The sequence below is a fragment of the Paenibacillus sp. BGI2013 genome (assembly GCF_002843485.1).
Classification (GTDB): Bacteria; Bacillota; Bacilli; order Paenibacillales; family Paenibacillaceae; genus Paenibacillus; species Paenibacillus amylolyticus.
This window is the reverse complement of the sequence record NZ_PJFA01000013.1, coordinates 70,357-94,360: the sequence shown is the minus strand read 5'-3', so window position 1 is coordinate 94,360 and position 24,004 is coordinate 70,357. Positions and strand designations below refer to the sequence as shown.

At 45.6% G+C, this 24,004-nt stretch carries 23 protein-coding genes and 1 other RNA gene; 6 read left to right on the top strand and 18 right to left on the bottom strand.

The features are described 5' to 3' along the window. Positions 1 to 84: 84 nt before the first annotated feature. Positions 85 to 735 (bottom strand): RsfA family transcriptional regulator, encoded by a 651-nt coding sequence (locus tag CXK86_RS25420; RefSeq protein WP_036674824.1) that lies wholly within the window; start codon positions 733 to 735, stop codon positions 85 to 87. Positions 736 to 1,049: 314 nt separating this feature from the next. Between CXK86_RS25420 and CXK86_RS25415 the strand changes: the two genes are divergently transcribed. Together CXK86_RS25415 and CXK86_RS25410 are read left to right on the top strand one after the other, a co-directional pair. Then, complete coding sequence (locus tag CXK86_RS25415; protein WP_017687281.1) at positions 1,050 to 1,286, top strand: DUF2626 domain-containing protein; 237 nt, start codon at positions 1,050 to 1,052, stop codon at positions 1,284 to 1,286. A 184-nt stretch (positions 1,287 to 1,470) separates the two neighbouring features. After that, positions 1,471 to 2,550, top strand: a complete 1,080-nt coding sequence (locus CXK86_RS25410; RefSeq protein WP_076250733.1) for a coiled-coil domain-containing protein — start codon at positions 1,471 to 1,473, stop codon at positions 2,548 to 2,550. A 23-nt stretch (positions 2,551 to 2,573) separates the two neighbouring features. On the opposite strand, the gene CXK86_RS25405 is transcribed toward CXK86_RS25410, so the two are convergent. Both CXK86_RS25405 and CXK86_RS25400 read right to left on the bottom strand, forming a co-directional pair. Continuing rightward, on the bottom strand, positions 2,574 to 3,845 hold the full coding sequence (locus tag CXK86_RS25405) for an ABC transporter substrate-binding protein (RefSeq protein WP_076250731.1): 1,272 nt from the start codon (positions 3,843 to 3,845) through the stop codon (positions 2,574 to 2,576). A gap of 221 nt (positions 3,846 to 4,066) precedes the next feature. After that, a complete protein-coding gene (locus CXK86_RS25400) occupies positions 4,067 to 5,401 on the bottom strand; it encodes a PhoH family protein (RefSeq protein WP_024628438.1) in 1,335 nt (444 codons plus the stop codon). Between the two features lie 152 nt (positions 5,402 to 5,553). Between CXK86_RS25400 and CXK86_RS25395 the strand changes: the two genes are divergently transcribed. Further along, entirely contained in the window at positions 5,554 to 6,249 is a 696-nt protein-coding gene (locus CXK86_RS25395; protein ID WP_076250729.1) for a YhcN/YlaJ family sporulation lipoprotein, read from the top strand. A 7-nt stretch (positions 6,250 to 6,256) separates the two neighbouring features. Here CXK86_RS25395 and CXK86_RS25390 read toward each other — a convergent pair whose 3' ends face one another. From CXK86_RS25390 to CXK86_RS25365, 6 genes are all read right to left on the bottom strand, one after another. After that, positions 6,257 to 6,709, bottom strand: a complete 453-nt coding sequence (locus CXK86_RS25390; protein WP_017687276.1) for a pyridoxamine 5'-phosphate oxidase family protein — start codon at positions 6,707 to 6,709, stop codon at positions 6,257 to 6,259. Between the two features lie 98 nt (positions 6,710 to 6,807). Further along, complete coding sequence (locus CXK86_RS25385) at positions 6,808 to 7,869, bottom strand: LCP family protein (RefSeq protein WP_076250727.1); 1,062 nt, start codon at positions 7,867 to 7,869, stop codon at positions 6,808 to 6,810. Between the two features lie 90 nt (positions 7,870 to 7,959). Further along, positions 7,960 to 8,256, bottom strand: coding sequence for a YlaH-like family protein (locus tag CXK86_RS25380; protein WP_036614990.1), 297 nt, complete (start codon positions 8,254 to 8,256; stop codon positions 7,960 to 7,962). A gap of 298 nt (positions 8,257 to 8,554) precedes the next feature. Further along, positions 8,555 to 10,399 (bottom strand): translational GTPase TypA, encoded by a 1,845-nt coding sequence (typA, locus tag CXK86_RS25375; protein ID WP_036614992.1) that lies wholly within the window; start codon positions 10,397 to 10,399, stop codon positions 8,555 to 8,557. Positions 10,400 to 10,576: 177 nt separating this feature from the next. Continuing rightward, positions 10,577 to 11,071 carry a hypothetical protein gene (locus CXK86_RS25370; RefSeq protein WP_036614997.1) on the bottom strand — a complete coding sequence of 165 codons (495 nt, stop codon included), beginning with the start codon at positions 11,069 to 11,071 and terminating at the stop codon, positions 10,577 to 10,579. Positions 11,072 to 11,368: 297 nt separating this feature from the next. Next, on the bottom strand, positions 11,369 to 12,028 hold the full coding sequence (locus CXK86_RS25365; RefSeq protein WP_076250725.1) for a TerC family protein: 660 nt from the start codon (positions 12,026 to 12,028) through the stop codon (positions 11,369 to 11,371). 87 nt (positions 12,029 to 12,115) lie between these two features. Here CXK86_RS25365 and CXK86_RS25360 point away from each other — a divergent pair, with 87 nt between their 5' ends. Further along, positions 12,116 to 12,826, top strand: a complete 711-nt coding sequence (locus tag CXK86_RS25360) for a TerC family protein (protein ID WP_047843768.1) — start codon at positions 12,116 to 12,118, stop codon at positions 12,824 to 12,826. A 122-nt stretch (positions 12,827 to 12,948) separates the two neighbouring features. Here the strand turns inward: CXK86_RS25360 and thiI are convergent, their stop codons facing one another. From thiI to CXK86_RS25330, 6 genes are all read right to left on the bottom strand, one after another. After that, on the bottom strand, positions 12,949 to 14,190 hold the full coding sequence (gene thiI / locus CXK86_RS25355; protein ID WP_076251201.1) for a tRNA uracil 4-sulfurtransferase ThiI: 1,242 nt from the start codon (positions 14,188 to 14,190) through the stop codon (positions 12,949 to 12,951). A gap of 5 nt (positions 14,191 to 14,195) precedes the next feature. Next, on the bottom strand, positions 14,196 to 15,344 hold the full coding sequence (locus CXK86_RS25350) for a cysteine desulfurase family protein (RefSeq protein WP_076250721.1): 1,149 nt from the start codon (positions 15,342 to 15,344) through the stop codon (positions 14,196 to 14,198). A gap of 172 nt (positions 15,345 to 15,516) precedes the next feature. Next, on the bottom strand, positions 15,517 to 16,269 hold the full coding sequence (locus tag CXK86_RS25345; RefSeq protein ID WP_076250719.1) for a lytic transglycosylase domain-containing protein: 753 nt from the start codon (positions 16,267 to 16,269) through the stop codon (positions 15,517 to 15,519). Between the two features lie 190 nt (positions 16,270 to 16,459). Next, positions 16,460 to 16,873: a hypothetical protein gene (locus CXK86_RS25340; protein ID WP_036615008.1), complete on the bottom strand. Its 414-nt coding sequence runs from the start codon at positions 16,871 to 16,873 to the stop codon at positions 16,460 to 16,462. A 35-nt stretch (positions 16,874 to 16,908) separates the two neighbouring features. Then, positions 16,909 to 17,127 carry a DUF1540 domain-containing protein gene (locus CXK86_RS25335; protein WP_074095869.1) on the bottom strand — a complete coding sequence of 73 codons (219 nt, stop codon included), beginning with the start codon at positions 17,125 to 17,127 and terminating at the stop codon, positions 16,909 to 16,911. A 165-nt stretch (positions 17,128 to 17,292) separates the two neighbouring features. Continuing rightward, positions 17,293 to 17,799: a YpuI family protein gene (locus CXK86_RS25330; RefSeq protein ID WP_017687263.1), complete on the bottom strand. Its 507-nt coding sequence runs from the start codon at positions 17,797 to 17,799 to the stop codon at positions 17,293 to 17,295. Positions 17,800 to 18,082: 283 nt separating this feature from the next. Here CXK86_RS25330 and CXK86_RS25325 point away from each other — a divergent pair, with 283 nt between their 5' ends. Then, complete coding sequence (locus tag CXK86_RS25325; protein WP_076250717.1) at positions 18,083 to 19,957, top strand: S8 family peptidase; 1,875 nt, start codon at positions 18,083 to 18,085, stop codon at positions 19,955 to 19,957. Positions 19,958 to 20,059: 102 nt separating this feature from the next. Here CXK86_RS25325 and CXK86_RS25320 read toward each other — a convergent pair whose 3' ends face one another. Both CXK86_RS25320 and pdxR read right to left on the bottom strand, forming a co-directional pair. Continuing rightward, on the bottom strand, positions 20,060 to 20,317 hold the full coding sequence (locus CXK86_RS25320; protein WP_036615016.1) for a hypothetical protein: 258 nt from the start codon (positions 20,315 to 20,317) through the stop codon (positions 20,060 to 20,062). Between the two features lie 86 nt (positions 20,318 to 20,403). Further along, positions 20,404 to 21,924 (bottom strand): MocR-like pyridoxine biosynthesis transcription factor PdxR, encoded by a 1,521-nt coding sequence (pdxR, locus tag CXK86_RS25315; protein ID WP_076250715.1) that lies wholly within the window; start codon positions 21,922 to 21,924, stop codon positions 20,404 to 20,406. A 107-nt stretch (positions 21,925 to 22,031) separates the two neighbouring features. On the opposite strand from pdxR, the gene CXK86_RS25310 reads away from it, so the two are divergent. Beyond that, positions 22,032 to 23,261, top strand: coding sequence for an aminotransferase-like domain-containing protein (locus tag CXK86_RS25310; protein WP_076250713.1), 1,230 nt, complete (start codon positions 22,032 to 22,034; stop codon positions 23,259 to 23,261). 256 nt (positions 23,262 to 23,517) lie between these two features. Here the strand turns inward: CXK86_RS25310 and rnpB are convergent. Continuing rightward, an RNA gene (gene rnpB / locus CXK86_RS25305) (RNase P RNA component class A) lies at positions 23,518 to 23,927 on the bottom strand. Positions 23,928 to 24,004: the final 77 nt, after the last annotated feature.

Here is a 24,004-nt window from a genome sequence, read left to right as displayed (position 1 = left end):
CTAAAAACCCGTCATACCTGCCGTTGTGTAACGGAGGTGTGGCGGGTTCATACCTGACTTTCACAAATCAAACGTCTGAATTTGTTATTCAATTCGTTCCAGATTCCCGTTGGCATCCATCTTGAAACGTGTCTTAAGTTCCTCTTCTTCTTCGGACAAAAATGCGAGTCTGCGAGCCCGATCCATAATCTGAATCAAAGCTTTGTAGTCGTCATTCACCACACGGTAATCCGTCTGTACTTCATTCACTTCCTTGGAGAGACGGTCATTCTCAAGACGTAGTTCAAGCAATTCATCTTCTTTCTCCCGAAGCTCCTTCTCCAGCATCTTGAGTTGACGACTACTCTCCTGCACCGTTCCCTTCCATTGTCGCAGGAAGCGGATTACTGCATCCATCGATAATGAATCGTCTGAGATCCCATCTGATTTGTACAGATGTTCTTCAGTGTCCAGTGTAGACAGTGCTGCAACCTGCGGTCCGAGCATAGCTGGTTGCTTTCTGAGATAACTTCGTTTTTGTCGTTGTGCCTTGGCGTTACTGATGGCAGAATCATACTTTTTACGTACACAACTGTTCCAGCGAAAACCGCATGCGGCAGATGTTCTGCCTATTTTTTCGCCCACCTCTTCAAAAGCGGCCAATTGTGTACTGCCTTCCCGAATATGACGCAAAGTAACCTCAGCCAATATCAAATCGTCCTCTGTACTCCAAGCATCCTGTCTCACTGCAGTCATGCTATAATACCCTCCTAACAACATCCTAAAATAACCGTCCGCATTACCGGAAGCCCGGTATGTGAATTAGGTATAAAAGCTGCTTCATTCATTCTTATGCCTCTCATAGAGTTCATAGAATTGATTTCATACTAAAATGTATTTCCACATTCAGGCTTGCTCATACGTGACATATGTAAAACATATCCTTCTATACTTACTTTGAGCAAAAAAAGAATTCGCTTTCATATCCAAATTTGTTTACACGTTTTTCCTTTCCCGGTATAATGTTGTGTAGACAATCTATGAACGTACTTAGGAGAGGAGGATTTACCGTGGCACGCATGTTTCGGGTACTCGGGTTCTTCACGCTTGCAATTGGCCTGATGGCTTTTGCAGGAGATCTGGTCGAAATGGCTTTGCTTTTTTTCCTGCAGACTGCGTTTTTTGTCATTTTGGGATACTTGAAATTTACCGAGCGAACGTACATATTGCTCTTCTGGGGTTATATGATCGTAACATTCACGGGGTTCAGCTACTGGACCGTATTCGAAATGGGGTTGCCGCTCTAATCCACCTGCAGCATCAAAGTGATCCGATATCTGTCGGGTTGCTTTTTTGTTGTGTTCAGATTAAATGAATGCTCATGGTGTTATGTAACCACTAAGGATATTTCACGTATTTGTTTCATATATTGTCTGGAAGACAACAAGCCTGTACGATTGTCATTTAAGAAGTGGAAAGGAGAATGGATCGGTGAAACATCAACACGGCATTTCCGCCTTTATATTATGCATCATTTTATTCCTCCAGCTACCTTTAGCCTATGCCTATGGAGAGTCTTCACCTGAGGATACACGTGAGATATTACAAAAAAGTCTATCCATCGTTGAAATCGATCATGAAATCGAACGCATCACCGAAAGGCAGAAGCAGCTGGGTCAACAACACGAGACATTATCCGTCCAGCTGCAGGAACAGGAAGAGCAGATACATATTCAGCAAGATCGGGCCGGAGCTGTAGTGAGGTCCTACTACACAGGAGAACGCGACAGCCTCCTCATGACGGTCCTGGGAGCCAGGTCATTCAAAGACCTGTTTGTACTGTATGATTATTACCAGATTATTATCGGACGGGATCAGGCTGTGCTGGACAAGTATCAGGACCGTTATCGCACCCTGCAACAGACTTCCACTCAGATTCGTCAGACTACAACAGAATTAACCGAAATGAAGACTAATCTTCAAAACCAGCGGGAACGTGTAGTCGCCTTGGAAAAAGAAGTGGATGCCCAAATAGCCACCAGCGGAGATGCGGCAGCGATTCAGAAACTGATGGATGAATTAACCCTCTATTGGGAGAATATCGGCATCTATGAGGTGAAACGATATTTCAAAGCATTGGCATCTGCCATGCAGAACCTGCCCGATTTTATCCAAAAACAAAACGGAGGAATATCCACGACTGGAACAACGTATACGATTCGAATTGGACAGGATGAGCTTAATGCATTTCTACGTTCCCAAAATCCAATCTTTGAAGACTTTGCCTTTCAGTTTAATCAGGATAAGATTATAGCTTCCGGTCAGCGGGATCAGTTGCAATTAAGCATTGAAGGACATTATACGGTTGAAAATGAACCGCAAAACTCCATTCGTTTTCATGTGGACAAACTTGTATTCAACCAGCTTGAATTACCAGACACCACTCGCCGAATGCTGGAAAGAGAATTTGACCTTGGGTTCTATCCACAGAAAATCCTCTCGTTTGTGAAAGCAACCGATGTTTCGACAAGTGAAGGCATACTGGAAGTAAAACTAGCTATATCCTTTTAAAGAGGTTGAACACGAACTTAAAGTTAATTCGTTGTTTTAATACTGTCTACGTATTGATTCGCTGTAATTTCACCCTTTAAGAATTGTTGTACTTTTTTATGAAAACGAGTTATTAGAGCATGACTTTCGGTCGTTGCAGCAGGGACATCTTGGGTGGTCGGGAACCAGGATTGTCCCTTTGTCATGTCATAACGTCCAACGAGTTTCTCAGACTCCATATCCAGCTCCTGTTGCTTTGCGGGCAACCGGTTAACCTGTTGGTACCATTTCAGCTGTGTCGTAGCGGACGTCATTCCTTCAATCCATCTACTGGCCTCCTCAGCCTCAACCGACCCCGCAGTAATAACAAGGCTTCTGGAGTTTACGGTTTCCAAGGTTTCGAAAGAAATCCGCTCCAAAGAATCTTTATCAACTGCACTCGCTTGATCCGCACTTAATAATTGAGATAACAATGATACAACCATCGGTGTGCCGTTCTGGTCAGCAGTTGGAGAGAACTCTGAATTGGTAGACTCCAGCTTAATAAGGGGCTGAATCTGATTCATCAACTGAATCCCCTGCTGAAGATTCCCCGTTTGCGAATCTATCTGTGTTCGTTTAACTTGGTCTGGTGCCATTTTCGGTTCCAAATGATTCAGCCACGCATTTGTCCCGTACATATCATTGATGTTCATTGTAATTAAAGGGGTGCCTTCCGCAACGGCTTGTTGAGTAAGTTTGACCCACTGATCTTTATTGCGGGGTAATGACTCCAGACCAGCTCTCTTCAGAAATGAAGATTGTGTAGCCAGAATGTACGGATCAAAATCAAAAGGCATTCCCCACTGATAACCATTCCACTCTGTCATTCCCCGTAACCCAACTACCGTATCTCCTAGCGACTTCGATAATGTTGTTCCGTTTAACGGATACAGGTACCCTTTTTGGGCATAGTATTGCACTTCCTCACTATCAAGCAGAACAACATCACCGTTCTCCCCTAGTGAAAATTCAAGATCCAAAACATGCTTATATGTATCCGGCTTCTCATTCCGAAGATTAATCTCTACCAGCTGGGAGGCAGCAACTTCTTTGGCTATCTTTTGAAAGGCTTGAAACTCTTCATCCGACATGGCCACTACAATCTCCAGCGGAGCTTGAGCATCTTCATTACGGGACGAAGACCCAGGAAAAGCATCCTTCTCCTGATCGCGTTCCTGATTGAGCTGCGAACCTCTAAAGTCAAAACTCGGTGACAAGATCGTTAACGAAAGCAGCAATACCGCGAATAAAACAACCTGATGTCTACGCTTCATTAACTTCCCTCCCTGTTCACCTAGTTTTTTCCTGCAGCAATTATTGTAACAAATAAGTAGTACTCTTGTCCTACCCTGCCGAAAAACACTTTTTCGGATTTTTGCATAATACGAGCATATCGAGTTCTGTGTAATAACGCTTACTTATTTTTTCAGCAAAAAGCCGGCTCCAGGAGCCGGCTTCAATAACAACATTTTCCGGGAAATAAATCCCCTGAATTTTACAATAAATCAGCTGCAAGTTGTGCCAGCTTGGACCGTTCTCCTTTTTCGAGCATGATGTGTCCGCTGATTCCCTCTTGTTTGAACCGTTCCACGATATACGTCAGACCATTACTGGCAGAATCAAGATACGGGTGGTCTATCTGTTCGGGGTCTCCCATCAAAATAATCTTACTGCCTTCACCGACCCTTGATACAATGGTCTTCACTTCGTGGCGCGACAGGTTCTGGGCTTCATCAATAATGATAAACTGTCCAGGTATTGATCTTCCACGAATATACGTTAAGGCCTCCACCTGAATACTGCCAAGCCCCATTAGGATTTTATCGATATCTCCGGCTTTTTTGGTGTCAAACAAAAACTCCAGATTATCATATATCGGCTGCATCCATGGGCGAAGTTTTTCTTCCTTCTCACCAGGCAAATAACCGATATCTTTCCCCATTGGAACGACAGGGCGAGCGATCAACAGTTTTTTGTATTTATGATCATCCTCTACCTTAAGCAGACCTGCTGCAAGTGCCAGCAAGGTTTTTCCTGTTCCGGCTTTACCGGTGATAGTAACAAGCGGGATGTCATCATTTAAAAGCAGTTCCAGTGCCATGCGTTGTTGTGCGTTACGTGCACTAATACCCCAGACATTATCATTACTGAGGAAAAGCGGCTCCAGCTTTGTTCCCTCTGTGTTCACTTTAAGCAAAGCCGATTTATTGGTTCCCATCTCATCCTTGAGAATGACAAATTCATTCGGATACAACGAATAAGACAACTGTAACGGTTTGATTGGTAAAAAACGATATGTGTAAAACTCATCAATCACTGACGGATGAACTTTTAGGGCCGTATAACCTGGATATAACTCACTGAGTCCTGCCGTCCGATCTGATAAGTAATCCTGTGTGAACAGACCAAGTACATCCGCTTTGATACGCACAAGTACATCTTTACTGACAAGCACGACCTGACGTTCGACTACTTCCTTTTCATTCTCCTCAATCTGATAATTCAGTGCGACAGCCAAAATGCGATTATCGTTGGACACTTCACCAAACATTTCCTGAACTTTCACGAAACTCCGATGATTCAGCTCTACTTTCAGGTTACCTCCATTAGCCAAAGGTACCCCACTGTGCAAGTGACCCAGCTCTCGTAATCCATCTAACAGTCTGGATACATTACGGGCATTACGCCCAATTTCATCGGCATTTCTTTTTTTGGAGTCGATCTCCTCCAGTACAACCGCGGGAATGATTACCTCATGTTCCTCAAAGGCAAATATGGCATTGGGGTCATGCAGAAGCACGTTGGTATCCAATACAAAAATCTTTTTCATTCAATCCCCTCCAAAGCGGCGTCGTTAAAGGCATGAATAGTGTGATCTTTCAGCAGCGGCATGGACAATCATGATCCCATACATAAATGTATTCGACTAGGGCAAAATAATTGTCAACCATTCTGAAAAACTCCAAGAAAGGATGAACATTTATGAAAATATGGGTTTGCACGCTGCTTCTGATCTTTATACTTACAGGTTGCAACAGTTCCACACGCAGCGCTTCGCCGAATCAAGGTACACATGCGAAAGGTTACGGAGGAAATGTAACAACTCAGCAAGATCAAGGGAAAGGATCTCACATGCTCAATGCACAGGAAGATCGGATGAATCCTTCACGTTTGGACCGTCTCAATGAGAATACAGGTGAAGTCCATGATACCAACATTGCGGATGATGCACAGAGTGGCCGGATGCCCAATGAAAAACGAATCAATCACCTTAAAGCCCTTGCCAAGCAAGTAGAAGGTGTTGAAGATGCGAACTGCGTCATACTCGGTAATACAGCTGTAGTTGGCATCGATGTTGATGGTGAACTGGAACGTGCTCGGGTGGGTACCATTAAGTACGCTGTTGCCGAAGCACTTCGCAAAGACCCCGAAGGTATAGATTCCATCGTTACTGCTGATGCAGATGTCACTGAACGAATTAAAGAGATTGGTGAACATATTCGTCAAGGGCACCCAATTTCGGGTTTTGCTTCAGAACTCGCTGACATGGTGGGACGAATTATCCCTCAACTCCCGAAAGACGTCCAAGTCCGTCAAAATCCGGATGAACACATGAATCAAAAACAACAAATGCAGCAGCTGCATTCATCGGACAAAAGACAACAAAAAGCCCAGTGATCTCTCACTAGGCTTTTTTCATGGCAGCAAAAACCTGCTCATCTAATTTCTCAGCAGCACGCTGATCATATATTTTGACATATTGAGGCACAGAGGACAATTGAGCGCCGTAAAACAGAGCATTCCTCACCGCTTCAATTGTAATGTCGAAACAGCACATATTAAATGGAACGTCCAGCAGCGGATCTTGTCGTACCGCAGCACGTCCGTTCACTGCGTACACCGTCTCTTCTCCAAAGACAGTTACCGTAATGAGCGGATTAGTAATCATGTTATTCACTAAACGTGAACGATGATCGATCGCTACACGAAAAGTAGAAGCATTCTCCGCATAAATCCAGGAGATGGCTGTTGAAGTCGGACCTCCGGATTCTACATCCACTGTGCTCAGAAGCACAAAGGTCTCATTCTTGAATTGCTGTAAAAGAGATTCAGTTAATTGTGTGACGGCTTCGGACATTCAACCAGCCCCCTAACCTTCTTTATGCAATTCTTGTACTTGGTTTATGTTATTATAGCATACCGATTAACGTGCTTCCAATCCCAAAAGAATGAAGGTTATTCACTTGAAGGTGAAGCCGTTACTTTACCTGAAAGTGTATCTTGTAATGCCTGCTTGGCATTGGCGAGTTCCGTTTCATTAATATACACATATGGACTTCTCCACTCTCCAGTAACCGGAGTATAATGCACATCCGAAGTGGAAATGTTCCAATACGTTGAGATAAAGTTTTTCATTTGTTCCGATTCCACATCTGTCGTCATATTCTTGTCAACTGCACCAATCACTTTGCTGATCTTTGTAATGCCCCCAAGAGATTTCATCTGATCCAGCATAGAGTTCAGCACTTGGTTTTGACGTTTGTTACGATCAAAGTCATTGGATTCATCAGTCTTTGGATTACAATTGGATTTGCGGTAACGAACAAAATCTAGTGCTGCTTTACCATCGAGATGTTGTGCGCCTGCGACCAGATTGATATCTGTACCATCGGCTGTATCTCTATAACACATATTTTTATCCACAGTCACATCCACCCCACCTACGGCATTGACAGCATCACGGAATGCCTGGAAATTCAGGACGGTTGTATAATTAATATCTACATCCAAATACTTGCCCATCATTTCTTTCATCTGATCCTCTGCATTTTTGCCAGTGGTTTTTTCCTGTGCTTTGAATCTTGGATAATAGGAATTCAGCTTGTTGGATTTGTACCCATCCAATTGAATACGCGTGTCTCGAGGCAAAGATACAATGGTTGCCGTCTTGGTCTCCGGATTCAACGAAGCCACCATAACAACATCCGAGAGATGTGTGCCAGTTTCAGGACGGTTATCTGTGCCTAATAACAGCATCGTGATCGGTTTGGTTGTGGCTGACATCCCGGGAGGTACCGGTTTATCGATGCCTGTATCCACGACTTGATTGTATACCCAGTACGCATATCCACCGCCTACCACAATGGCAATAACCAATAGACTTAAAAGGATTCTGCCAAAAGCATTCATTCTCTTTTTCTTCTTAGGCTGCTTGCCCTTGCCATTCTTCGATCCAGAAGCACCGGATTGCGTTGGTGCCTGTCTCCGTGGAGGCAGTCCGTTCGAATTTGAGTTCATATCTTCAACACCTTTATCACATCTGTTTTTGTCTAAATAAAAGACAACCGCTTTCCCTAAGGAAAACGGATGGTCTGTACAAGACAGGATTTATGAGTTTCGAGCGGCAGCTTCCGCTTTTTTCTTTTGACGACCTTCAATAAAATAACGCACTCTCACTAATAACATCAAACCAACCGCCACCAGCAAACATTGAATGATGGGCAGCTTGTCGATCTGAAAAATAAGAAGCATGAATGTGCCCATCGCCATCAAAATATAGAGAACGATTTCCTTACCAAGTGGCAATTTCTGACGTACCCGAAACACCTTGTTATATACGTAAGTAATCAATACAAAGATGACGATGTAGGCTACGATCGGGTGTGATGCGAACCATGCTTGCATGCACAGCCAGCTCCTTTCGTGTTCATGCTAGGATAAGTTAACTGATTGATGGAATTCCCTTTAGCAACTTAGAGAGCCAGTACGTGCATCGTGACCGTTTCGGTCTCAGCTCGTTCTTCTGATCGCTGTTATCCCCAGATTTTTTTGATCCATTTTTCAATGGTAAAATCCGTGGATAAAGGCGAGCGCTTCGCTTCTTCAGAATCGATTCTGATCCCTACACTACTTTAGCTGTACAACCCTCTCGTTACTTGCCGGGCCCATCAAATGCTAACTTATATAGTTTATTTTGTTGTTATTAGGCTTTTGAAGCCATTTTGCGTTGTTTTTCTGCACGCTCACGCTCGGATTTGTTCAGGATCTTTTTACGAAGACGAATAGATTTTGGTGTAATCTCACAATATTCATCTTCATTCAGATATTCAAGCGCTTGTTCCAACGAGAAGATAATCGGAGTTTTAATTTTAACCGTATCATCTTTACCGGAAGAACGAACGTTAGTCAGTTGTTTTTCTTTGCAGATGTTAACAACGATATCATTGTCACGTGTATGTTCACCAACAATCATACCTTCGTAGATTTCAGTACCCGGCTCCAAGAAGAGTGTACCGCGATCCTCAACGCCCATCATGCCATAGAACGTAGATGTACCCGTTTCAGTTGAGATCAACACGCCTTGGTGACGTCCACCCACTTGACCGGATACTACTGGAGCGTAGCTGTCAAATGCATGGTTCATTACACCGTAACCACGAGTCAATGTCAGGAAGTTTGTGCTATATCCGATCAAACCACGTGCTGGAATCAGGAACTCCAGACGAACTTGACCACTACCTGTGTTAACCATGTTAACCATCTCTGCTTTACGTGCGCCCAGGCTCTCCATTACGGAACCCATGCTCTCTTCAGGGATATCAATCAACAAGCGCTCAACAGGTTCCATTTTCTTACCGTCAACTTCTCTTACGATAACTTCTGGTTTGGATACTTGAAGCTCATATCCTTCACGACGCATATTTTCAATCAGGATACCCAAGTGAAGCTCACCACGTCCGGAAACGATAAATGCATCAGGGCTATCCGTTTCGTCAACACGAAGGGAAACATCTGTTTCCAACTCTTTCAACAAACGCTCACGAAGTTTACGGGAAGTTACCCATTTACCTTCACGACCTGCGAATGGACTGTTGTTCACGAGGAACGTCATTTGCAGTGTTGGCTCATCAATTTTCAGAACTGGCAAAGCTTCCGGGTTGTTAGGGTCGGCAATGGTTTCACCAATGTTGATGTCCTTGATCCCTGCAATGGCAACGATGTCGCCTGCTCCTGCTTCTTCCGTCTCAATACGTTTGAGACCTTGGAAACCAAACAGTTTCTCGATACGTGCAGTTTTACTCTTACCATCACGCATAATAACCGTTACCGATTGTCCTTGACGGATCACACCGCGGTTAACACGACCAATGGCAATACGGCCAAGGTATTCATTGTAGTCCATCAAAGTAACGAGGAATTGAAGTGGTTCTTCAACATTTTCGGTAGGGTGTGGGATATGACTAACGATGGTATTGTAGATCGCCATCATGTTGTCATCTTGTTTGGCAGGATCATTATCCATGCTGGATGTTCCGTTCAATGCGGAAGCATATACAACAGGGAATTCGAGTTGTTGATCGTTGGCACCCAGTTCAATGAACAGGTCCAATACTTCATCAATAACCTCAGTCGGACGAGCCGCTGGACGGTCAATTTTGTTTACAACAACGATTGGTGTCAGGTTATGCTCAAGTGCTTTACGAAGTACAAACTTCGTTTGTGGCATACAGCCTTCATAAGCATCAACAACGAGCAATACACCGTCAACCATTTTCATGATACGTTCAACTTCACCACCGAAGTCGGCGTGTCCTGGTGTATCCACAATATTAATCAAGTAATCTTTATAAGTTATAGCCGTGTTTTTGGCCAAAATCGTAATACCGCGTTCACGCTCCAAATCGTTGGAGTCCATTACGCGCTCCTGTACCGTTTCGTGATCTCGGTAAGTACCGGATTGCTGGAGCAACTTGTCAACGAGTGTTGTTTTTCCGTGGTCGACGTGGGCAATAATCGCAATATTGCGAATGTGTTCTCTTGAATGCATGTTTTGTATCCATATCCTTTCCAATTTCAAATCATATCTACTTAAACTTCCCGCAATTTCGCAGGTTACTCACAAAATAAGCGTCGGTGATATCCCGACGCATGTCTATATCCCTTATATTATAGTTTATTATAGGTAAAAATCAAGATATTTCGCACGAAAAGACCACTGGGAATGTTACCAGCCTCTCCCTTGACGTCCTCGTCCAAGTAATAACCAGACTCCACCCAAGATCAAAAGGACAGCAAGTACATAGATTATTCCCGTTTGCAGCAAGGTAAATCCGAATAATATGATGGACACCGCACCAAGGATCAAAGCTGCAGGTAACACATATTCCGGTCTTCGCCGTTCAGCCATTCCATATTCGAGTAACCCTATGGCGATCCCAAGCAAGAATGCTGGCCACAGCCTGCTCATAAGTCCAGCGCCCCAGGTATTCGTTATACTAAATAAAACACCATACACCGTTAGTATGCCGGCAGGAACGAGTGACCACGATGGTGAAATACGCGCATAATATAACGCATGAAGGGCGATGCCTGGCAGCAGGATCAGCAAAGGCCAGAAATTACGACCAATAAATCCAAACACGCCAAACTTGCCAAGCAGAATAATAATTCCCGCAGCTGCAATAAATAGTCCAATCGCTTTTTCATTTCTCATCCTCATCTAAAATCACCTCTTATACTATGGCTATGTACTTTATTTCTTCATAAACGATACGCATTCCATGCTGACTGTTGATAATCAAACCTTTAATCATGCTTCTAGTGTATCCGATGTTTCGGCAAAAAACTATACTTTATGTCGCACTTTGCGTGCGTCCTTTACCTGTATTACCCTAAAATGTGCAACTTATGACCAGCCCAATGATTGTTATATTGACAAGCGTATTATCTCACCACAAAACCGCCTAAACCGGACGGTTCAGACGGTCATATGTTCAAGCTTTTATCCAAAATTAAACTATGCGTTCTTCCGCACAAATTTATGTGCGCCTCCAATCGCAACCACAAGACAAGCCATGGCTACGGGTAGCAGCGTATGCACCTCTGATGCCATACCTCCCAGCCATTCTCCTAACTTGGGGTCTTTCATTACCATCTCACCTGCTGTGAAGGCCAGGATGCCTGATCCGACGAATATAAGAATCGGAAATCGCTTCAACAAACCAACAATTAACCCACTCCCCCATACGACGATGGGGATACTGATTGCAATACCAATGACGATCAGAGCCAAATCTCCATCTGCCAAAGCCGCTATGGCCAAAACATTATCCAAACTCATTACAAAATCGGCAATCAGAATGGTTTGAATGGCTTTCCAGGTCGTAGAAGCTTCTCGAATATGTACTTCATCCTCATTTTGAAGCAGCAGCTTTACTGCAATCCAGAGTAGTAACAGCCCACCTGCCGCTTGGATAAAGGGAATTCCCAGCAATAATACCGCTACAAAGGTTAACACACAACGCAGCAGTACCGCACCAAAAGCTCCCCACCATACCGCTTTTTTGCGTTGTATTGGTGGCAGATCCTTGCTGGCAAGCGCAATAACAACCGCATTATCTCCACTTAATACCAGATTGATCATTAAAATTTCAGTTAAAAGCCATAGTGTATCCATGTCCTCATCCCCCCACATTAACTTGTATGTCGGAGTTGTCCATGCTATTCTTAATGATTGAACCGTATATAAGGAGTGACATATATCATGGAGCTATTTAGTCCCACATTCTGGCTGGCTTTGCTGAACGTTGTCTTTATTGATCTAATTCTGGCTGGGGATAATGCCATCGTCATTGGTCTCGCAGCTCGAAACTTGCACCCTTCCGTGCAGAAAAAGGCGATTCTATATGGAACTGGCGGCGCACTTTTGATTCGAATTTTAGCAACAGTTGTTGTTTTATGGTTGCTTAAAGTTCCGTGGCTCTTGCTTGTGGGAGGCATACTTCTGATCTGGATTGCCTATAAATTATTGGCGGATCAGGGAGATGAACACAATGATGTTCAGGCGGGAACTTCCTTGTGGACCGCTATTCGTACCATCGTGATCGCGGATGCAGCCATGGGATTAGATAACGTGATTGCAGTTGCTGGAGCAGCGCAGCAGCATCTCGTGCTTGTCATCCTTGGACTCCTGATTAGTGTACCTATTATCGTCTGGGGCAGTACCCTGTTTATCAAGCTAATTAATCACTTTCCTTGGATCATCTATGTCGGAGCCATTGTTCTCGGGTATACGGCTTCCAATATGATCACTGAGGAACAGCGACTCTTGCCTTACTTTACGGAACATCCGGCATTACGCATTCTCTTCATCGTTGTGGTTATTGCAGGTGTAGTCTTTGCAGGTTATCGCAAACGCTCCAGCAGTTCCAGCCACAAGGGATCTGGCGGGGAGCAACAGCGCTCCTATTCGTAGGCTAATTTAAACTAACAATTTCATCTGAATACAGCAAAGGACTGAACGATATTTCATCGGACAGTCCTTTTTTGCAGTTAACATAGCCCTTATTATGTCAGCCATGCTAATTTTTATTGAGTTTAGAACCAGTCATCCTTCATGCCATTGTCTCCTGTTGGATTCGTTACCACAGAAGTTTCACCGGCGTGCAGTGTGATCGTTTCAGTTAGTTCCACCGCCTGATCCACCCATTCTGACAGATGGCTCATTGTTGATTCTATTTTATCCACAATTCGAAGATTTGGATTGGTTGAAGGTGACTTTGGCACAAAGAGAGTGCAGCAATCCTCATATGGCAAAATAGAAATGTCATACGTTCCGATCCGTTTGGACAAGGTAATGATCTCCTGTTTATCCATCATAACCAGTGGTCGCAACAGTGGCAGATCCGTCGCACGACCAATGACATTCATACTCGGAAGAGTCTGACTCGCTACTTGGCCCAGGCTATCCCCGGTGATCAGTGCGAGTGCCCGCTCACGCTCGGCAAGTTTGGATGCAATTCGCAGCATTGAACGTCGCATCAGCGTAATAATCAGATTATCCTGACCCAGCTGGGTAAATGCCGTTTGAATCTCTGTAAATGGAACCAGATGCAGCTTGATTGTTCCCGCATGATCAGCAAGGGCACGTGCCAAATCAATGACTTTCTCTTTGGCGCGCTCGCTTGTGAACGGGTAACTGTAAAAATGTACACATTCCACTTCCAGTCCACGGCGCATGGAAGACCAGGCTGCCACCGGGCTGTCTATTCCTCCTGATAGCAGTACCATCGCTTTGCCATTCGTACCCAGTGGAAACCCACCTACTGCCGGAATGGTTTCGTTGAAAATATAGGTGCCCTGATCCCGAATTTCCACTCGCAGTTCAATGTCAGGTTGACGAACATCAACACTTAATTGCTGAAACTTCCGAAGGATCGGGGAACCGACCAAATGGTTCATTTCATGGGAAGAGTTCGGGAACTCTTTCCAAACCCGCCTTACATTTACCTTAAATGTGGTGCCTTCTTTGAATTCGTCCTCCCTTTCGTCCATAAACGCAACTGCGGTTTTCACAATCTCATCAAGCTCAGATGGAGTAACTTTAACCGGACTAATCGACATCACACCGAATACCCGCTTCAGCACCTTAATCAGTTCAGTATGTGATTCACCGCCAAGATCCACATAGACACGGCCATATTCTTTGCGAAGGCTCGCTCCTGGATAAGGTTTAAGCAAAGCTTTCACCTGTGTAATGATCGTTTTCTCAAATCGGGCACGATTTTTCCCTTTTAACATAAACTCTCCGAAACGGAGAAGCAGCATATCATATTTCATATCCATTACATCCGCCTTTCGAGGGGCCGCAACTGCGCCACCATCTGATGTAAAGCCTGTTCAAGCAAGGCTACATCTTCTTCTGTATGTTCATCTCCAAGACTAATACGCAATCCGCCAACAGCACAAGCTGCATCTCTGCCCATCGCAAGTAGAGCCCGACTCGGTTCAGCCGAACGCGAAGAACAGGCAGATTGGGTCGATATGGTTACGCCAAGTTGCTCCAAGGTGTGCAGCGCCACTTCTGCCTTCATCCCGGGATAGGAGAAGTGTACAATATGAGGTGCACCCTCTGGGCGACTGTTCAATTCAAATTCAGGAATGGCACGTATCGTTTCCATCAATCGATCACGGAGCACCGTTGTACGCCGGGCAAAATCAACCTGATCTTCTGCTGCCATTCGCATAGCCTTTGCCATGCCTACCAGCAAGGCCACGTTTTCTGTGCCTGCTCTTAGGCCTTGCTCCTGTGATCCTCCTGACAATAGTGGCGTAAGCTCCACTCCACTTCGCACATACAGGAGACCTGCTCCCTTCGGTCCACGTATCTTGTGAGCAGACAGACTGTATAGATCTGCACCCCAAACGGCAGGTGTCGCCTTCATTTTTCCAAAGCCTTGAACACCATCCACATGGAAAAGCACCCGTGGTGCTTTCTTTTTGAGCTGTTTGCCAATCTCTGCAATCGGATGGATGGCTCCTGTTTCATTGTTTACATGCATCAGACTTACAAGCACCGTGTCGGGCCTGATCGCGTCTACAACCTGCTGAGCGTTGACCACTCCATCGGAATTCACGGGAACTAATGTCACTTCCCATCCCCACTGCTGCAATTGCATAAAACTTTCGTACACCGAGGCATGCTCGGTAGCCGTAGTGATGATGTGTCTGCCTCGTGACTGATAACGTAATGCCGCACCTTTTATCGCAAGATTGTTACTCTCGGTGGCACCGGAAGTAAATACAATCTCTTCAGGCTTAACGCCGATTGCAGCAGCGCATCCAGATCGAGCACGACGCAGCAACTGATCGGCACGCTCTCCATACCCATGGATGGAGGACGGATTACCGAATTGTGTCTCCATAATTTCGGCCATCGTACGAATCACATCAGGATGGGGAGGTGTGGTTGCAGCATAATCAAAATATTTCAAATGAGGTTAGACCTCCCTTATCTCTTCGTTCTTGAACCTACAGTGAGCATTGTAACACGATACCCATACAACACAAAAAGACCAACCGGGAACAGGCGTTTCAAGCGCTTCTGCTCCCACATTTGATCTCATCCTGTCTACCATGTGTTTTCACAACTGTCTATCTGTGAGTTTAGATCACATATTTCGACTGTGCCTTCTCCACCTTGGAGATATAATTCTGAGTTTCGGAAGGCAAACGGTTAAGTACACTCATCAGTTCGCTATCACTCGACACGCCCAGACGTGAAACACGCCCTGGCCCTGCATTATATGCAGCAAGTGCCATCTTCACTTCTCCACCGAAACGCTGGAGCTGAAGGGAAAGATACCTCGTACCCGCATCAATGTTCTGGGCAGGATCAAATGAATTACTCACACCCAGCCCTGCAGCCGTGCCATCCATTAATTGCATGAGCCCTTTGGCACCGGCAGAGGACACCACATTTGGGTTAAAATTGGACTCTGTGTCAATGACGGCCTTGATCAATGATTCAGGAACACCGTATTTGGCACTTGCCTCGGCAATCAAAGATTCATAATCCGTAGGTACAGATGCATCTGAATCCACGATTCCTGTATTGGATGAAGATAATAAAGACTCAACGATGTTATTGGAGACAGAGGACGATCCTGCCGTATTTATATCTGGATTGTACGTGCTTCCGAGTTGCAGCCACAACAGACCATCACTGGATCTTTTGGAGACCGTAGCGGTAGAATCTGTATTGCTCGTCGAATTGGCACCCGTACCTAACAGCCCGTCCATCACATTGGCGAAATCCACTGTTGAACCAGCATCCGATTGTGATCCACTGGTTTGGTTATTCACATTGGACAATTGCAGTTCCAACAACTGCCGCGATCCGCTTGGATCAATCTGCATGAGTTATACCCACTCCCGTATAATTAAGCGTATTATGACCTTATTCTACATCGTTTTACAGCAAGGTTCCATTGTTTTCAAAAAAATATATGAATCTCTCCACATAACCTGCGCATATACGAAAAAAACCTTCTGTAATTCACCGCATTTGGGTGAGAACAGAAGGCTTTTGAATGAATCATTTTACACGTTAGCGAGCGAATGGAATCATGAAAAAATAACTCAGCGTAGCTACAACACCCAGTCCAATGGACCAGGCTCCCGCTGTCTTACGACCATTCACATAGGCATAGTAACCCAGTACGGCTGCGGCCGGTCCAAGTACGATTGACCACATGAACAAAGACGCGATCCCGAAGGCAAGTCCCATGTAACCCGCAACCTTGCCTGTTGATTCCATGACCCGGTCTGCCTCATGCTTCTCAGGTACAGGTTCTGCCCGTTCGGTACCTCCAGTTCTTACGACAGTCGGAGGAGCGACCTCTGCCCCGTATTCTTCCCGATGTGCTTTTCTGGGATAATCGACGCGCATACGCTGTTTTTCACCGTCAACATTGATTTTAGGGCGATCCTGAAAATTAAACTTATTATCGTCATTTTTCATTGGGAAGCACCTCCGTTATGAATAGGGATGACTGCTCACTTGGGTTTGAACGTGTGACAGCATGTTGCAGAGGATGTGCGTGCATGATCATGGTGATCGGAGTCAAATGTCTCACCGGCAAATTCCTCATGCAGACGACGGGTGGCATGTTGGTCGATGTCAATCATGATGGCATCAGCGTGGCAGAAGTTGTTCTCTCCCCAAAAGTTGCAGTTGGAGACGCTGCATTTGACAATTGGTTTGTCTTGGCTCATTTTTTATCACCTCGACTACTATTGTCTCCCCGCCACAAACCTGATATTCCCCGTCAAAATGCCAGATGATGACATGATTACACCTCGTCCGATTCACACTAATAACACAAAAAAACCGCCACAAGGGCGGTTTCGTCCAATTTCATATTCAAGTTTAAACGTTAATTAGGCGTGATTCCGTTGATTTTGCATACGGCGCTGAGTCAGGTAATCACTTTCATAATATGCCAGATCATCGCGCAATTCTTCGTACGTTTTGGAAACCTCAAGAATGACATCCCGTACTGCACGGATTGGCTTGTCACGGAAACGAATGGCATCTTGTCCTGTGTAAGCGTATCTTCCGTCTTCGGAATAACATTCATTTTTGGGATAGAAAAAGCTGTTTACGCATTGGTGATACGTATTATAAAGAGCCTTTTCGGCAAAATCGACATCAAAGTTGGCACGACGCAGCACAACGCCAAGTTTTTCGTAAGAAACTTCAGAAAAAACGAGCAAATGACGGAGATCTGAAAGAAATCCTTTGTAGAAGGCTGTTGATTCTTCCGTCTGATTCTGATCCAGTTCAGGCAAAGCATTCTCATTCAAAAAATTTTCAATCCGATCGATAGCCGGTTTTAACTTTTCCCTAGTTGACTCACATGTTTTCTGTACATTGGCTGCTGACATAAAGGTAGCTCCCCCTTAAATAAGTCCTTACATATAGGTCGGCCAACGGTGGTTTTCCCCTGACCTTTGAATTCTCAGCTATAATCCTACCATAAAAAGATGACGAGCGGTATCCCTTAATCATGCTTTCCGCTTCTGCCGTTAAACATGCCTATTATACGCAGTTAGACTCGAACCCGCCTGCATAAAAATATCCGCTTTTTCTAACGATAGATATAACCAGTGACAACGACGAAGCACTGTTAATGATTGTCCAAAATGAACGAAGGAGGTTCCATCCACCATGTCCAGACCGAAATGGATTAACTGGGCCCTTGCAGCTGGTGCAGGAGCACTCGCCCTGACGCTTTTGCTCCCAACATCCAATCGTCCCGAACCTAAGCCAAGTGCCCTGTCCGACTCTGCTCATGAGGAGCACACGAGTAAGCATCGTCTGAAAGTGCAGGATGTCAAAGCAACCGATCTTCTGACCCGTATGGATGCCAAGCAACATCTCAGTATCATGCTGGAGAAAACCGCCACAATGAATGCTGCTCAGGTTAGCCGATATGTGAATGATCTCCAAAGTTCACATGAACATATCAGATCCATTCATCTGATGAATACCAATGGCTCTTTTAACAAGCCCTTTGATCACGCCTCCACACAAGGAAGCAAGTTGGAACAACAGAAGCTTCAACATTCGCTCAACCTTGCCAAAAAAGCGGTAAACAAACGTCAAAGTTTTGAATCCTCTTCTTTTCCTTTGGGAAAAGAAAAATATTTTGTTATGGGCCAACCCTCCAAAGATGGCAAAAGAGCTGTAATTGCCTTGTTCAGTCAGAACGTATTAAATGCTGTTGAACAACATCAGCGCAAAAATCTGCGCATGATCCCTTATCCGCGAGAGGGTAAATTCAAAATTGAGTCTGTTCACCCGGATACGCTTAACGAAATCACAGTGAAAACTGGACATGATAATGCAAATGCCAGTCATTTTTATGAAAATGAAATCGTCATCCGTTTTCGCCAAGATCCCGGTGAACGGGATATGCGTATCATTAAATCCGATCTGAGAGCGCAATCTGCGCGCAAGCTGGGATACACGTATGTTTTTCGGTCAGAACACATGAGTTACAAACAATTGCATAGTTATTTCGAAAGCAAATGGAATCCACTTTATATGGAGCCCCACTATATGTATTTAACCAATGATACTGTAACTGAACAAACAGATGTAACGATACCCAATGACATTTTGTTCTCCGATTATCAGTGGAACCTGCCTGCGATTGAGACAAACAGAGGTTGGAATATTACCAAGGGAAACAAAGATGTCATCGTAGCAGTAGTTGATACGGGGGTTGATATGAATCATCCTGACCTGAAGGGCAAGCTCCTTGAGGGTTATAATGTGGTCGAGCCGGGAAGCCAACCGATGGATGATGTGGGACATGGGACACACGTCGCAGGCATTATCGGCGCTACTGTCAACAATAATGAAGGCGTGGCAGGCATGAGCTGGTATAACAAGGTACTACCGGTTAAAGTACTCGACAACTCGGGTTCTGGTACCACATATGCCGTTGCCGAAGGCATCATCTGGGCAGCCGATCATGGAGCCAAAGTTATCAACATGAGTCTGGGCAATTATGCTGATGCGCAATTTCTTCATGATGCCATTAAATACGCTTTTGACCGGGATATCGTCCTGATTGCAGCCACGGGGAATGATAATACAGAGCGTCCAGGATACCCTGCTGCTTATCCGGAAGTATTTGCCGTATCTGCTACGGACCCGGATATGAGCAAAGCTTCCTATTCCAACTACGGGGACTATGTTGATGTGATGGCTCCAGGGTCCAGTATCGCCAGTACCTATCCAAATAATCAGTATGCGGCCTTGTCTGGAACGTCCATGGCTAGCCCTCATGTAGCCGCACTTGCAGGTTTGATTCGTTCGTTGAACCCGGACTTGACCAACACGGAAGTGATGGATTTGATGCGCCAAAGTGTTATTGACCTCGGTGATCCAGGTCACGACAAATATTTCGGCTATGGTCAAATCGATGTCTATAAGGCACTGCAAGCCGCATCAGGCAACAGCGCTCCTTTGCAGTTCTGGCCGCAACATGTCAGACAACAAATGGATAATACGATGAAAAAGTATACGCAGTAAGCGTAATGAGGATAATCTGTAAAAAATACAAAAGCAGCTGCGCCCCGGGGCGTACGCTGCTCTTTTTGGTTTATATCCAATTCCCCGGGGCACCCGCTGCGATTAGCGTTTGCGAGAAGTTGTGCGGGCTTTGCTTGATTTTTTTACGGATTTTTTCTTCGGATTATGGCTGGATACATAGCAAGGGTCTTCTTCTTTGACAACAACAGGATACATGTGGTGATGAATCGGAACACAGTGATGTTTTTTGATCACTTCAATCGGGTGGATTACAGGCACGATTTGTGGGATGTAATAATCCTCAACAACCTGGATCGGGTCACAAACAATCGGGCAAAGCGGTGGACAGTAATGGTTCATTTCAAAACCAACTCCCTTTCTGGTGATACTATAACCTATTGCAACAGATCGAAAGTGGATTGGATGTATGTCCATAGTCCGAAAAATTATATGAGCGGTAGCCTGTCCGCCACTGTCCCACCCTGCCCAGGTGTTACTCTGTCAATGACTTGGCACAGTACACGAAGTCCCTCACACAAAAGCTCAACGTTTGTTACCGTGAAGCAGATACGCAGACTTGGTGTATCCATCTCCCCTACATAACAGGCTGAACCAGGGAGGAAAGAGACCCCTGCAGCAAGTGACTGATGATGCAACTCACGCATATCCAAGTTACTCGGAAGTTGGAGCCACAGATTGAGTCCTCCCTCTGGCAAGCGCCATTGCATGCCCATAGTAGCATGCTCTTCCAGCACTTCAGATGCTGCGCACAAGCGAGAATACAATTCATCCCTCAATCGGGATACATAGGCACCGTACTGATTCTGAATGAAAGATTGCAGTGCCTTTTGTGTAAGCAGCGGACTCCCCAAATCCGCCGTAGATTTCGCGGCCACAAGCCGGGTCAATACACTTCCGTCTGCGATGGCGCAGGCTATACGGCAACCGGGAGACAACACCTTGCTGAAGCTTTTGATATATACGACATGACCTGTCCCATCCATCGATTTAATGGAAGCCGGGGGAGGTTCCCTAAAATAAAGATCTGCAAACGGATCGTCCTCCAGAATGAGGCAGTGGTAGCTTTGCGCGAGATTAAGAAGTTGTGCTCGTCTTCTTGCACTCATCGTGATACCTGTTGGATTGTGATAGGTCGGGATCGTATAGATCAGCTTGGGCGGATAGGTATCACATAATCGGGTCAACAGATCAATACGCATGCCTTCGTCATCCATCGGGACCGTAATGATCTTCGCGCCTCTACTCGTAAATACATCAATGGCTCCGGTATAGCTTGGTGCCTCCATGTATACAACATCCCCAGGTCCGACAAAAGTTCGTGCCACAAGATCGATCCCCTGCTGAGCACCACTTGTAATTAACATGCGTTCAGGTGCAGCCTGTAGTCCACGCTCGGCAAAGTGTTCGGCCAAGATCTGTCTAAGCTCCCGATCCCCCTGAAAAGATCCGTAAGCTGCCATACGCTCTGTATGATCAGAGGAGAGTCGGTAGGCGCTGTCGATAATCTCTCGTGTAGGCAACAGTTCAGGCTGAATCGCTGACATATGAAGTTCATACCGCACTTGAGGTGACGTATCAAAATGTCTCCAGAGCTGGGCTCGCGGTAAATAATCCACCAGTGCCATCTGCCAATTCCATGACGTACTGGATTCACTGTTGGCATTGTTTCGCTGCGTTCGGTCCACATCCTCCATCTGATCCACGTTCAATGTACCTCTCACATAACAACCTTTCCCCTGGGAGCAGGTGATCAATTGAATCGCTTCAAGTTCAGCATACGCTTTGGATACAGTGACCAGGCTGACACCCAAATCCGCGGTCATTTTACGCACAGAAGGAAGTCGGGTTCCGGGTTCGATGAGTCCTGATCTGATGCGATCGGCAATCGTTAGCGCAATCTGCACGTACAATTTGGTACTGCTTCCCCGCTTTAATTCAATATGCATATGTGCTCCCCCAACTGTTATGATCTTCATTTTACTGTTATAGTGTAGTCCGTCTATTATAGTTTATAATATCAGTATAACAGTGAATAACAGGAGATGAGAATAACATGAGTATCCCTTGGTCCAAAATGGCACAAAACACCCCGTCCTCTGTCGTTCGCGACATGCTCCAGGCCGCTCAGGCACCTGGAATGATCTCACTAGCCGGTGGATTACCCGCCCAGACTTCATTCCCGCTGGAAGCCATACGCGTTGCATATGAAAAAGTATTTATGAGCGGAGCAGCCGCTCTTCAATATGCGGAGACTGAGGGTTACCGTCCTCTTCGCGCCAAAATCGCCGAACGCCTTGAATCCAAGGGCATTCCCGCTTCACCCGATCACATGCTTCTCACTACGGGTTCACAGCAATCCATTGACTTGGTTTGCCGCATCCTTCTCGACCCGGGTGACCGCGTATTGGTTGAATCACCAACCTACCTCGCTGCTCTGCAAGTCATTCATTCCTATCAAGCTGAATCTCACGGCGTAGCCTGTGATGATCACGGTATGTTGCCTGAATCTCTGGAGGAACAACTCCAGTTGCATCGTCCAAAACTTGTCTACATTAACCCCACGTTCTCCAATCCTACGGGAAAAGTATGGTCACGAGAAAGAAGACAGCGAGCTGTGGATCTGTGCCGCAAGTATGGTGTACTTATTCTGGAAGATGATCCCTATGGTGAAATTCGGTTTAATCCGGAGCAATTGGATGTCCCTGCTCTCGCAGAACTGGATGCAGTATCCTATGACGGCCCTTCCAACGTTATCTACACCAGTACATTCTCCAAAACGGTAGCACCTGGCCTTCGTACGGGCTGGATACTGGCTGCTCCCGATATTGTCAAAATGGCAGCACGAGCCAAACAAGGTGCCGACTTGCACTCCAGCAGCATTGACCAAAGAGCGCTTCATGCACTGCTTGAATCTTTCGATCTGGATGCGCATATCCGCCATATTTCAGAGGATTATGAAAAACGCATGAAAACACTGACTACTCTTATGGCAGCCAAAGCATGGGAAGGTATCTCGTGGAATTCACCACAAGGTGGTATGTTCTTGTGGCTGCAACTGCCTGAAGGCATGTTGGCAAGCAATCTGTTCACTTACGGTATCCAGGAGAAAGTGTGCATCGTGCCAGGTGATTCTTTCTATGCAGGTACACCGGAGTTAAACCGCATGCGGATCAACTTTACTCATACGGACCCTGAGCTCCTTCCGGAAGCCGTGGAAAGAATGGATCGCGCCATCCAACGTTGGCATGCTTCCTTAACATCCGACAGTGTTGTTACACTGTAATGAACTGTCATAAACGTTTCGCGATTCTTTAGCGTATGAAGGTTAATAACTTGATATGAGAAACAAAAATAAGGCGGCAGGCCCGAGAATCTCGGAACTGCCGCCTTATTTTTATAGAACCTGTTATCAACAGGAGTTATGTTTTTTTAGATGTTTGTGGGTCCTTCTGATCAGTCAGGCCATCGGATAATTCATACGAGCTGTCCTCGACTGATAGGTGGACTACATTGTGTTGCAATAGTGTTGTTGTTGCAGTTAGGAAAGCTTACCGTAAGCCGGGTTCTGTGCTCTTCGTGGTTCATACGGGAACTACCCTCCCACCAGAAGCGACAATCATCTATCTAGGCCATACATTGCTGCACAGCTCAAGCGACCAACCTAGACACACCTCGGGCTAAGGTTGCCTCCTCCGAAAAGGCGGCTGTGTCCCATTAGGTCTTGCTCCAGATGGGGTTTACCAGGAACGAAGTCACCAGCGTTCCTCGGGGTCTCTTACACCTCGGTTCCATCCTTGCCTGTGCCGGAAAATCCGGCCATCGGCGGTCCATTTCTGTGGCACTATCCTTCAACTCGCGCTGACTGGACGTTATCCAGCATCCTGCCCTGTGGAGCCCGGACTTTCCTCTCGTGGCAACAAAGGCCACCAGCGATTGTCTGTCAAGCTTTCCGAACAACATTACATAGTATACAGGCATTTAGGTTCCCAGACAAGCTTAATATTACTGGGAGCTGCACATCAACGG

Excerpts from the sequence above, each read along its gene's own strand:
- CXK86_RS25385 (WP_076250727.1), bottom strand. The coding sequence starts at position 7,869 with ATGAACTCAAATTCGAACGGACTGCCTCCACGGAGACAGGCACCAACG.
- CXK86_RS25365 (WP_076250725.1), bottom strand. The coding sequence starts at position 12,028 with ATGGATACACTATGGCTTTTAACTGAAATTTTAATGATCAATCTGGTA.
- CXK86_RS25330 (WP_017687263.1), bottom strand. The coding sequence starts at position 17,799 with ATGTCAGCAGCCAATGTACAGAAAACATGTGAGTCAACTAGGGAAAAG.
- CXK86_RS25360 (WP_047843768.1), top strand. The coding sequence starts at position 12,116 with ATGGAGCTATTTAGTCCCACATTCTGGCTGGCTTTGCTGAACGTTGTC.
- CXK86_RS25320 (WP_036615016.1), bottom strand. The coding sequence starts at position 20,317 with ATGAACCATTACTGTCCACCGCTTTGCCCGATTGTTTGTGACCCGATC.
- CXK86_RS25420 (WP_036674824.1), bottom strand. The coding sequence starts at position 735 with ATGACTGCAGTGAGACAGGATGCTTGGAGTACAGAGGACGATTTGATA.
- CXK86_RS25380 (WP_036614990.1), bottom strand. The coding sequence starts at position 8,256 with ATGCAAGCATGGTTCGCATCACACCCGATCGTAGCCTACATCGTCATC.
- CXK86_RS25395 (WP_076250729.1), top strand. The coding sequence starts at position 5,554 with ATGAAAATATGGGTTTGCACGCTGCTTCTGATCTTTATACTTACAGGT.
- CXK86_RS25390 (WP_017687276.1), bottom strand. The coding sequence starts at position 6,709 with ATGTCCGAAGCCGTCACACAATTAACTGAATCTCTTTTACAGCAATTC.
- CXK86_RS25310 (WP_076250713.1), top strand. The coding sequence starts at position 22,032 with ATGAGTATCCCTTGGTCCAAAATGGCACAAAACACCCCGTCCTCTGTC.
- thiI (WP_076251201.1), bottom strand. The coding sequence starts at position 14,190 with ATGAAATATGATATGCTGCTTCTCCGTTTCGGAGAGTTTATGTTAAAA.
- CXK86_RS25335 (WP_074095869.1), bottom strand. The coding sequence starts at position 17,127 with ATGAGCCAAGACAAACCAATTGTCAAATGCAGCGTCTCCAACTGCAAC.
- CXK86_RS25325 (WP_076250717.1), top strand. The coding sequence starts at position 18,083 with ATGTCCAGACCGAAATGGATTAACTGGGCCCTTGCAGCTGGTGCAGGA.
- CXK86_RS25345 (WP_076250719.1), bottom strand. The coding sequence starts at position 16,269 with ATGCAGATTGATCCAAGCGGATCGCGGCAGTTGTTGGAACTGCAATTG.
- CXK86_RS25400 (WP_024628438.1), bottom strand. The coding sequence starts at position 5,401 with ATGAAAAAGATTTTTGTATTGGATACCAACGTGCTTCTGCATGACCCC.
- CXK86_RS25340 (WP_036615008.1), bottom strand. The coding sequence starts at position 16,873 with ATGAAAAATGACGATAATAAGTTTAATTTTCAGGATCGCCCTAAAATC.
- CXK86_RS25405 (WP_076250731.1), bottom strand. The coding sequence starts at position 3,845 with ATGAAGCGTAGACATCAGGTTGTTTTATTCGCGGTATTGCTGCTTTCG.
- pdxR (WP_076250715.1), bottom strand. The coding sequence starts at position 21,924 with ATGCATATTGAATTAAAGCGGGGAAGCAGTACCAAATTGTACGTGCAG.
- CXK86_RS25370 (WP_036614997.1), bottom strand. The coding sequence starts at position 11,071 with ATGAGGATGAGAAATGAAAAAGCGATTGGACTATTTATTGCAGCTGCG.
- typA (WP_036614992.1), bottom strand. The coding sequence starts at position 10,399 with ATGCATTCAAGAGAACACATTCGCAATATTGCGATTATTGCCCACGTC.